The sequence below is a fragment of the Mesorhizobium sp. BH1-1-4 genome, assembly GCF_020165665.1.
In the GTDB taxonomy this organism is placed as follows: Bacteria; Pseudomonadota; Alphaproteobacteria; order Rhizobiales; family Rhizobiaceae; genus Mesorhizobium.
In genome coordinates this window covers 518190-528090 of record NZ_JAIUIN010000003.1, presented here as the reverse complement: position 1 = coordinate 528090, position 9901 = coordinate 518190, and the positions used below count along the sequence as shown (strand labels likewise).

Below are 9901 nucleotides of genomic sequence, written 5' to 3'. Positions count from 1 at the left end.
CAACAGTCCCGTTGCCACCCGGCATGGTCGACGGCGGCTTTCGTTTTCGATGAGGGCCGCTACCGGAACGAATCCGCATCAGGCTGACCGTGCATGACCGCATCGGCGTCTTCGCGGCAATCGCCAAGCGCATGGCCGACAACGACATTTCGCTGGAATCGATCGTCCAGCACGCGGTCAGCGGCGAGGCGGCGGCGCAGAAGACGGTGATCCTCGTCACCCACGAGACAACCGAGGCCGCCGTGCGCAAGGCCGTCGACGGCATCACCAAGGACGGCCATCTGACCGACAAGCCGCAGGTCATCCGCATCGAGCGGGCGGGGTAGGCAACAGTCCCGTTGCCACCCGGCATGGTCGACGGCGGCTTTCGTTTTCGATGAGGGCCGCTACCGGAACGAATCCGCGCCCGCGCCGTTCTCTTGGTCAGCAACCAAGGGAGCCGCTTCATGGCCGATACCAACAAATCCGACACCCCTGACATCGACGACATCCAGAAGACGCTGGAAAAGCAGATCGCCGACCTGCGCAAGGAAATCACCAAGATCAACAAGAGCATCTCGGCACGCAGCGCGGAAATGCTCGATGATGCCAGCGAACAGGCATCGGATTTCTACGAGACGGCCGCTTCCCGCGCCTCGCGGACGGCACAGCAGTTGCGCAGCCAGGCCCAGTCCGTTTCGGAAGTCGCGCGCGAAAATCCAGGGACGACGACCGCCGTGGTTGGCGTGATCGGTTTGCTCGGTTTTCTGGCCGGTATTGCCGTCGGCCAGTCGATGAACGACACGCCGCGCCGCTGGTACTGACCGCTCCGTATTGAGCCGGCGTTGCCGGCTCGTTTCGCCGTTTCAGGAAATCATTTGAAGGAGGGCATCATGGCTTCGTCCGTGTTGATCGGCATCCTGATTACGTTTCTCGTCATCATTCTCGTTCTCTATCTGGTGCAGCGACTGCCGCTCGACGCCAGGATGCGGCAGATCGTGCAGATCATCGTCATCATCATCGGAATTATTTCGCTGCTGAAATACCTCGCGGTTTTCTAGGCCGCGAAGGACGGCAATTTCTGTTTCGTGCCGGCCTGGTTCCTCTCGAACCGGGCCGGCATTGTTTTAAGAATGGTGTCAATCGATTGATATTGCTATCTTTTCGGTAAAACTCACGGCAGGTCTTGCCGTTGTCATGCTCGTTTGACAAAACAGGCGCGCCTCGGGCGGGAGGCGGCATCAAACGAGGATTTTCCGACATGAATGTGGCCCAGAACATCGTCGCCGGCCTCGACCGGATACTCACCATGGAACTGGCGCGCGTCACCGAACGGGCCGCCGTCGCGGCCGCCAGGCTGCGCGGACGCGGCGACGAAAAGGCCGCCGATCAGGTCGCGGTCGACGCCATGCGTCACGAACTCAATCAGCTTGCGATCAAGGGCACGGTGGTGATCGGCGAGGGCGAGCGGGACGAGGCGCCGATGCTCTATATCGGCGAGGAGGTCGGCACCGGCAAAGGCCCGGCCGTCGATATCGCGCTCGATCCGCTGGAAGGCACGACGATTTGCGCCAAGAACCTGCCGAACGCGCTCGCCGTGATCGCGATCGCCGAGAAGGGCAGCCTGCTGTTCGCGCCTGATGTCTACATGGACAAGATCGCGATCGGTCCGGGTTACGCCGAAGGCGTCATCGACATCGACGCCTCGCCGGCCGACAATATCGCCAGCCTGGCCCGGGCGAAGGGCGTCGCCGTGGCCGACATCACGGCCTGCATCCTCGACCGGCCCCGCCACGCCAAGCTGATCGACGCCGTGCGCGCCACGGGCGCGGCGATCCGGCTGATCGGCGACGGCGACGTCGCCGGCGTTATCCACACCACCGATCCGGAAGAAACCGGCATCGACATCTATCTCGGCACCGGGGGCGCGCCGGAAGGCGTTCTGGCGGCGGCGGCATTGCGCTGCACCGGCGGCCAGATGCAGGGCCGGCTGATCCTCGATACGCCGGAGAAGGTCGCACGTGCCGCGAAGATGGGCATTGCCGATCCGAAGCGGATCTATCGTGCCGAAGACATGGCGCGCGGCGACGTGCTGTTCGCGGCCACCGGCGTCACCGACGGCAACATGCTGGCCGGTGTCAAGTTCGGCCGCACCACCATCACCACGCATACGATCGTGCTGCGCTCCTCATCGCGGACCGTGCGGGAGATCAAGGCCCGGCACCAGGATCTGGATAAGTTCTAGAGCAATTCCAGGAAAAGTGTGTAACGGTTTTCCGTTCGGAATTTCGTAAAAACAAAGAGTTAGAGCGGTTCAGCGATTTCACCAAACGTTGAACCGCTCTAGGCCTGCTTGCGGAGCCGGGTTTCAGTTGTTAGCCATCTGGCTGGCACGCCGCCCGCATTTCGCTAGCGGCCGGCGAATGGCGCTGACGCATGGCCGAAAGGCGGAAAGCGTAGTTTTTCTTGAAGTCTCTCGCTACGCGCATCCGCCTGGCTTTGCCGGCCTTTGGCTTTAAAGTGTCGTTTGTGCATGTGGTCACCCTCAAAACCGCTGCACGGTTTTGGGCGACATGCATTATCCTGCGGCCAACCATGAGTTGGCAAAGCGCATGACGGGCGAAAGGCGCCTCTTCCTCGATGTCAGACAGTCGGCTACCGGTCTCTCCTGGGAGCACCGGCTGACCGAACGGCAGGACATGATCGCGCTCGCCATCGCGCAGGGTCATGGCGTGCCCGACATCGTCGCGCGCGTTCTTGCCGGACGCGGGGTCACCGCCGACGGGACCGAGCGGTTTCTCGATCCGACGATCCGCGACCTGTTGCCGAATCCGGCCTCGCTGACCGACATGGACAAGGCCGCCATCCGCATCGCCGCCGCCGTCGTGGCCCGGGAGAAAGTCGCGATCTTCGGCGACTACGACGTCGACGGCGCGGCCTCGTCGGCCTTGCTGAAGCGGTTTCTCTCGCATTTCTCGGTGCCGTCGGAAATCTATATTCCGGATCGCATCTTCGAGGGTTACGGTCCCAATCCCGATGCCATGCGCGAACTGGTCTCGCGCGGCGCGACGCTGATCGTCACCGTCGATTGCGGCACCAACAGCGCCGTTTCCGTCGAGGCCGCCAAGGAGGCGGGCGCCGATGTCGTGGTGCTGGACCATCACCAGGTTGGCGGCGCGCTGCCGGCAGCGCATGCCGTCGTCAATCCAAACCGCGACGACGACCTTTCCGGGCAGGGTCATCTCTGTGCCGCCGGCGTGGTCTTCCTCGCCCTTGTCCAGACGGCAAAGGTGCTGCGCGGGATGACCGACGCCACGCCGCCGGATCTGCTTTCGCTGCTCGATCTCGTGGCGCTTGCCACGGTCTGCGACGTGGTGCCGCTCACCGGCGTCAACCGCGCCTTCGTCGTCAAAGGCCTGCATGTGGCGCGGCAGCAGAAGAATGAAGGGATGGCCGCGCTGGCGCGGGTGTCGCGCATTGGCGAGCCGATCAGCACCTTCCATCTTGCCTATCTGATCGGCCCGCGCATCAATGCGGGCGGGCGCATCGGCGATGCCGCGCTCGGCAGCCGGCTGCTGGCAACGGACGATCCGGTCGAGGCGCAGACCATCGCCGAGACCCTCGACCGGCTGAACCAGGAACGGCAGCTGATGGAGCAGGAGATGCTCGCCGCCGCGCGCGCCGAGGCCGATGCCGAACTGGCGGGCGGCAGCGGCCCGGCGATCGTCGTCACCGCCAGCAACAACTGGCATCCCGGCATTGTCGGCCTGCTCGCTTCGAGGCTCAAGGATCACGCGCGTCGGCCGGCTTTCGCAATTGCCTTCAATGCCATGGGCATCGGTACCGGTTCGGGCCGCTCGGTGTCGGGTTTCGATCTTGGCCGGCTGGTGCGCGAAGCCGCCAATGCCGGGCTCATCGTCAAGGGCGGCGGCCACGGCATGGCGGCCGGCATCACCGTCGAACGCACCAGGCTGGGCGAGCTCAGGGCCTTCTTCGAGGAGCGGGCGGCCGCCGATGTTTTCCGGTTGCAGGATGAGGAAAGTCTGGCGATCGACGGCGCGCTTGCCGCGGAAGGCGCGACGCTCGGCCTGCTCGACGCGCTGGAGAAGGCCGGCCCCTTCGGCGCCGGACATGTGGCGCCGGTTTTCGCCCTGCCGCGCCATCGGCTGGCCGATATCAGGCCGGTCGGCACCAACCATATTCGCGCCGATTTGCAATCGGAGAGCGGCGGCCGCATCCAGGCGATCGCGTTTCGCGCCGTCGATACCGTGCTTGGCGAATTCCTGTTCAAGAACCGGGGCAAGACTGTGCATGTCGCCGGCTCGCTGTCGGGCAATTATTGGAACGGCAACCGCACGGTGCAGTTCCGCATCATTGACGCGGCACGGGCGTAGCGGCACCGCAACCGGGCAATTCAGCCGGCCGGCGCATAACGCCGCAGCGTCACGAGCGAACAAGCTTGATGAGACGATCTAGGCGAGAACGCTCTGCAGGCGGGTCAGTTCGCCGATCTGCGCCATCGTCGCCTGGTAGCCGAGCTGGATCGCCTCGTCGGCGCGGTGGAATTCGGTCAGGCCGATATGGCTGAGCTTGGGCTGCAGCGACATGTCGGGCGGGTCGCCGGCAAGTCGCGCCCGTGAAATACGGTCCTGGATGATGTTGAAGGCCTCGACCATGACGCCGGTGATGCCCAGGCGCGTCTGGTGCGATTGGTGTTCGCCGCCGACCTGGCCGGGCCTTGGCGCGTCCTTTTCGATAACCAGCTCGCCGGCGCTGTGCTTGATCACGGCGGCGCGGCCGAACAAATCGTAGTGAAGATTGACCGCCACCACGAGCGGCTGCTCGTAGGCGCGGCAGACCGAGACGGGTACCGGGTTGACCAGCGCGCCATCGACCAGCACGCGGCCGTTGCAATCGACGGGCTCGAACACGCCAGGCAGTGCGTAGGAGGCGCGCATGGCCGTGATCAGCGAGCCGCTCGACAGCCAGATCTCGTGACCGGTACGGATTTCCGAGGCGACGCAGACGAACGGCTTGGGCAGATCCTCGAAACGGACGCCGGCGACATGCTCGCGCAGGCGCGCATCCAGTTTCATGCCGCCGAAAAGGCCGCTGCCGCGCAGGTTGAGATCGAGCAGGCCGAAGATGCGCCGCTTGGTGAGGCTGCGGGCGAACTCTTCCAGCTCATCCAGTTTGCCGGCAAGATAACAGCCGCCGACCAGCGCGCCGATCGACGTGCCTGCGATCATGGACACTTCGATGCCGGCTTCATCGAGCGCGCGCAGCACGCCGATATGAGCCCAGCCTCTGGCGCAACCGCCGCCGAGCGCCAGCGAAATGCCTGTTTTCCTCGGGGATTTTGTGTCGGATGCGCCGCCGGCCGAGGACAGGCCGTTGGCCTCCCGGACATCTGGTCTGTTACGCAATGACGCCCACTCGAGCATCACGATCTCCCTTGTCCCAAGAGTAGTATACGGATGGGCCGTATCGAAATGGTGAATCTGTGTGGTTGATGTGAGGCAGAAGGTTCAAGCTGGTGGCTTCCGATACGTGTTTTCCGCATCGAACAGCGGCTTGCTGCCGTCGTCGGCAAGCGTCCCCTTGCCATCGACCAGCCCCACCGTCCGATAAAAGCAGGAACGTCGGCCGGTGTGACAGGTTGCGTCGTGGCCCAACACTTTCACGCGAAGCCACACCGCGTCCTGGTCACAATCCGTGAGCATCGCCACGACATGCTGGAAATTGCCCGAGGTTTCGCCCTTTTTCCAAAGGGCGTTGCGCGAGCGCGACCAATAGTGGGCGATCCCGGTCTCCAGCGTAAGTGCCAGCGCCTGGGCATTCATATGCGCGACCATCAGCAGCATGCCGTCGACGGCATCGGTGACGACCACGGTGACCAGACCGGCGGCATCGAAGCGCGGCGAGAACACCGCGCCTTCTTCCAGGGTCTTCTTGTCCGAGGAAGCTTTTGGGAATTCCAGTGCCGACATATCAGGTCTATTTCCTTTTGACCGTGGTGCCGGCAAGGGGCTTACGCCCCGCCGCGCACCATGGTGACGAAACGAACCTGTTCCTCCGGCGTGTCCTTGAAGACGCCGGTGAAGGTCGAGGTCAGCGTGGTTGAACCCTGCTTGCGGATGCCGCGCATGGCCATGCACATATGCTCGGCCTCGATCATGACGGCGACGCCGCGCGGGTTGAGCACGTCCTGGATGACGCCGGCGATCTGCGCGGTCAGCGCCTCCTGCGTCTGCAGGCGATGGGCAAAGATGTCGACGACGCGCGCGATCTTGGACAGGCCGACGACCTTGCCGTCGGGCAGATAGCCGACATGGGCCTTGCCGATGATCGGCACCATGTGATGCTCGCAATGGGAATGGAACTGGATGTCCTTGACGATGACGAGATCATCGTAGCCGGCGACCTCCTCGAAGGTACGGCCGAGCTCTTCCGCCGGGCACATGTCGTAGCCGCCGAACATTTCGCGGTAGGCCTTGGCCACGCGCTTGGGCGTGTCGATCAGCCCCTCGCGGTCCGGATTGTCGCCGGTCCAGCGCAGCAAGGTGCGCACGGCGGCCTCGACTTCGGCTTCGCTCGGGCGGTCGGTGACCGGCTTTTCCATATAGGCGGACTGGGGCATGAGCTTCTTGATGACGGCATCCATAAAAGGCGTCTCCCGTAGTTCCTCTCTCAGGAGGAACGAGTTGAACGGACCACGACCTTCGGTGTCGGAAACTCGCCCCGTCTCCAGCCCCGTAAGCGGCGTGAACTTCCCGGAAACGACAGCGGCGTTCGTCGCCTTGTCGATACCGGACTGCGAGCATTATATAAGGTCGTGGCCAAGCGAAAGGAAGACACGGCAGCGGCAAACGCTGTTCGCTTGGCGGCGACGGATTGGAAAATAATGATCAACGACGTCTACAACGCGAAAATTCTCGGTTTTGCCGGAAACATCGCCCGCATCGGCCGGCTCGATCATCCCGACGCGACCGCGAAGGCGCATTCCAAACTGTGCGGCTCGACCGTGACCGTCGACCTCAAGATGGAGGACGGCGTCGTCACCGACTTCGCCCACGACGTGAAGGCCTGCGCGCTCGGCCAGGCATCGTCCTCGATCATGGCGCAGCATGTCGTCGGCGCCAGCGCCGAGGAATTGCGCGCGGTGCGCGAGACCATGCTGAAGATGCTGAAGGAGAACGGCGCGCCGCCGGAAGGGCGCTTCGCCGACCTTGGCTATCTGGAGCCGGTGCGCGACTACAAGGCGCGCCATGCCTCGACCATGCTGACTTTCGACGCCGTGGTCGACGCCATCGGCCAGATCGAGAAGAAACGCGCCGAAGAAGCGGCTTAGCACGCGCCTAAATCGCTCCTGCTTTCGGCGAATTCGCTTCTGATCCAGTCGGCGAAGGCCGCGGCCGGCTCGGAGAGATCGTGCAAATTCCTGGCCACCAGCCAATAAGCACCGGACGCGACGTCGATGTCGAACGGCTTGACCAGCGTCCCGGTCGCCAGTTCCTGGCCGATCTGCAGGAGATCGGCCAGCGCCACCCCATGTCCAAGCAGCGCGGCTTGCTTGGAGAGCGAGGCGTCCGCAAGCATCGGGCCGCGCGCGGGCACGGCATCGGCCGGCACGCCTGCCGCCTCGAACCAGCGCGCCCAGCCCTGGCGGTTTTCCTCGTGCAAAAGCGTGAAGCGAGCAAGATCGGCCGGTGTCTCGAGGACCGATCCCGACGAAAGCAACGCCGGCGACAGGACCGGCGAATCCACTGTCGGGGCCAGCCGCTCGGCCTCGGCACGCGGCCATGAGGTGGCGTGTGCGCTGAAGCGCAGGGCCAGCTCGGGCTGGTCGCCGCGGAACTCTATCAGGCGAGGATCGACCTCGAGGGAAACGTCGATATCGGGTCGCAACTGCCGGAACCGGTTGAGCCTGGGCACCAGCCACACGGCCGCGAGCGAAGGTTCGACGCTGACACGAACGACGGACTGTGCCGGCGTGGCAACGAGATCACCGAGCAGTTTGTCGATTGCATCGAAGCTCCTGACCAGTTGGGCAAGCAGCCGGCGGCCGGCATCCGTCAGTTCGACGCGGCGATGGTGCCGTTCGAAAAGCGGCTGGCGCAGGAAGGTTTCGAGTTCGCGGATCTGCCGGCTGATCGCCGCTTGCGAGACGAACAGCTCCTCGGCGGCCTTGCTGAAGCTCAAATGCCGGCCAGCCGCCTCGAAGCTCCTCAATGCCGTCAGGGGCAGGCGTCCGCGCTTCATTTCGCATAACCCAGGATTATCCGAAGCGGAAATTATACTCGTTTGAAGGCGAAGGCCAGCGGCGGTCTAATCCGGTCAAAGGAGACACGATCATGATCCAGTTCCTGGACATTCTCGGCGATGTCATGCGGATCGCGACGTTTCAATGGCGTGACGAAAGACGCGATGGAGCGCACCACGAAGAACGGCCGCACCCTGGCCGGTGGGCGCCTCCAACCGACCGGCAACCATTTCGCCGTTTCCGCCCATGACGGCGGGACGGGCGGGATTGCGTTCTCCGGCGCAAGCGCACATCTATCAGCTGGAACGCGGAGATCGCAGTGGGCGACCAGCATGGGCATGCGCATACGGCGTCGAGGCGCGGCCGCAACTGGCCGGGCCCTTGGCGCAAGACGCCTGGCCGCGTGCTCGGCACCTCTTTCGTGCGGCTTTACCAACTGACGCTGTCCGGCTTTGTCGGCAATTCCTGCCGGCATTTGCCGACCTGTTCGGAATACGCGCATGAGGCGATTGCCCGCCATGGTCTTTGGGCCGGTGGCTGGATGGGGTTGTTCCGCGTGCTGCGCTGCGGTCCATTCGGCACGCACGGCATCGATCTCGTGCCGGAGGCTCTGGAGCCCCGTTACGCCTGGTTCATGCCATGGCGGTACTGGCGGATCGGCCGTAAGCGCGGCGACGCGCAGGGATGAGGACGCTGTTCATGCGGCGCCAGCCGCGCCGGTTTACGATCCGGTAGGGTTAACGCAAGCCTGCACAACAACTGCGCATTTGAGACAAAATCGAGACAAGAGACCTCGCTAAGCCCGCTCGCGAACCCCTCCTGGAGCGAGCATCCCATGCGCAACATCGACCGTCTTCCCTTCATCTTTGCCGGAATCCTGTTCCTGCTTGCGTGGCTGTTGGGATTTCCGATGCGCGCTCAATCGGCGCCGCTCGCCGATGTGCACTGCACGCTCATCGTCGACGCCCTGAGCGGCAAGACGCTTCACCAGGACGGCACCTGCGGCCAGCGCTTCAGCCCCGCCTCGACGTTCAAGGTGCCGCTTGCGTTGATCGGCTATGACGCAGGCATCCTCGCCGACGAAAACACTCCGACATGGGACTACAAGCCCGAATTCAAGGCGGTGAAGCGCGACCAGAAGACCGTCGACCCGACGATCTGGGAGCGTGATTCGATCATCTGGTACTCGCGCGAGATCACCCGCCGGCTCGGCGGCGAAAAATTTGCCGGCTATATATCGAAGTTCAACTATGGCAATTCGGACGTATCGGGCAATGCCGGCAAGGACGATGGGCTGACGCATTCCTGGGTCAACTCCTCGCTCGAGATCACGCCGATCGAACAGGTTGCCTTCCTGCGGCGACTTCTCGCCGGCACGATGCCGGTGTCGGCCAAGGCGCATGAAATGACGCGCGCCATCCTGCCGAGCTTCAAGGCCGGCGATTGGGCGGTTCAGGGCAAGACAGGCAGCACCAGGCTCGGCGAGGCCGGCAAGGACAAGCGTTCGCTCGGCTGGTTCGTCGGCTGGGCGCGCAAGGACGGCCGGCAGATCGTGTTCGCCCGGCTGGTCGTCGATACGAAGCGGAGCGACCTGCCGAAGGGTTTGGCGACGCGCGCCACGTTCCTGAAGGACCTGCCGCGGCTGATCAAGTGAACGGG

11 protein-coding genes and 1 pseudogene are annotated in these 9901 nt (G+C 64.0%); 8 read left to right on the top strand and 4 right to left on the bottom strand.

Going from position 1 to position 9901, the window contains the following annotated elements:
* Nucleotides 1–77 precede the first annotated feature (77 nt).
* The 5 genes and pseudogenes from LB569_RS09000 to recJ form a co-directional block, all read left to right on the top strand.
* Nucleotides 78–326 (top strand): annotated as a pseudogene (locus LB569_RS09000) (ACT domain-containing protein); the annotation flags it as partial.
* A 120-nt stretch (nucleotides 327–446) separates the two neighbouring features.
* The gene (locus LB569_RS08995; RefSeq protein ID WP_140701575.1) at nucleotides 447–803 is read left to right on the top strand and encodes a hypothetical protein; all 357 of its coding nucleotides are present in this window, start codon (nucleotides 447–449) and stop codon (nucleotides 801–803) included.
* Nucleotides 804–872: 69 nt separating this feature from the next.
* Nucleotides 873–1040, top strand: coding sequence for a Thivi_2564 family membrane protein (locus LB569_RS08990; RefSeq protein ID WP_081295122.1), 168 nt, complete (start codon nucleotides 873–875; stop codon nucleotides 1038–1040).
* 200 nt (nucleotides 1041–1240) lie between these two features.
* Nucleotides 1241–2224: a class II fructose-bisphosphatase gene (gene glpX, locus LB569_RS08985; protein WP_224535062.1), complete on the top strand. Its 984-nt coding sequence runs from the start codon at nucleotides 1241–1243 to the stop codon at nucleotides 2222–2224.
* Between the two features lie 367 nt (nucleotides 2225–2591).
* Nucleotides 2592–4373: a single-stranded-DNA-specific exonuclease RecJ gene (recJ, locus tag LB569_RS08980; protein WP_224691890.1), complete on the top strand. Its 1782-nt coding sequence runs from the start codon at nucleotides 2592–2594 to the stop codon at nucleotides 4371–4373.
* Nucleotides 4374–4451: 78 nt separating this feature from the next.
* On the opposite strand, the gene LB569_RS08975 is transcribed toward recJ, so the two are convergent.
* The 3 genes from LB569_RS08975 to folE form a co-directional block, all read right to left on the bottom strand.
* On the bottom strand, nucleotides 4452–5423 hold the full coding sequence (locus LB569_RS08975; RefSeq protein WP_140701572.1) for a patatin family protein: 972 nt from the start codon (nucleotides 5421–5423) through the stop codon (nucleotides 4452–4454).
* A gap of 84 nt (nucleotides 5424–5507) precedes the next feature.
* Nucleotides 5508–5969 carry a phosphoribosyl-AMP cyclohydrolase gene (hisI, locus tag LB569_RS08970; RefSeq protein ID WP_224691889.1) on the bottom strand — a complete coding sequence of 154 codons (462 nt, stop codon included), beginning with the start codon at nucleotides 5967–5969 and terminating at the stop codon, nucleotides 5508–5510.
* 41 nt (nucleotides 5970–6010) lie between these two features.
* Entirely contained in the window at nucleotides 6011–6643 is a 633-nt protein-coding gene (gene folE / locus LB569_RS08965) for a GTP cyclohydrolase I FolE (RefSeq protein ID WP_140701570.1), read from the bottom strand.
* 240 nt (nucleotides 6644–6883) lie between these two features.
* Between folE and LB569_RS08960 the strand changes: the two genes are divergently transcribed.
* Nucleotides 6884–7330 carry an iron-sulfur cluster assembly scaffold protein gene (locus LB569_RS08960; protein ID WP_224691888.1) on the top strand — a complete coding sequence of 149 codons (447 nt, stop codon included), beginning with the start codon at nucleotides 6884–6886 and terminating at the stop codon, nucleotides 7328–7330.
* On the opposite strand, the gene LB569_RS08955 is transcribed toward LB569_RS08960, so the two are convergent.
* Nucleotides 7327–8241, bottom strand: a complete 915-nt coding sequence (locus LB569_RS08955; protein WP_224691887.1) for a LysR substrate-binding domain-containing protein — start codon at nucleotides 8239–8241, stop codon at nucleotides 7327–7329. The two genes, LB569_RS08960 and LB569_RS08955, sit on opposite strands and share 4 nt — an antisense overlap.
* A gap of 320 nt (nucleotides 8242–8561) precedes the next feature.
* Between LB569_RS08955 and yidD the strand changes: the two genes are divergently transcribed.
* Together yidD and blaOXA are read left to right on the top strand one after the other, a co-directional pair.
* Nucleotides 8562–8930: a membrane protein insertion efficiency factor YidD gene (gene yidD, locus LB569_RS08950; RefSeq protein ID WP_224691886.1), complete on the top strand. Its 369-nt coding sequence runs from the start codon at nucleotides 8562–8564 to the stop codon at nucleotides 8928–8930.
* A gap of 147 nt (nucleotides 8931–9077) precedes the next feature.
* Nucleotides 9078–9896: a class D beta-lactamase gene (gene blaOXA / locus LB569_RS08945; protein WP_224691885.1), complete on the top strand. Its 819-nt coding sequence runs from the start codon at nucleotides 9078–9080 to the stop codon at nucleotides 9894–9896.
* The last annotated feature ends 5 nt before the right edge of the window (nucleotides 9897–9901 follow it).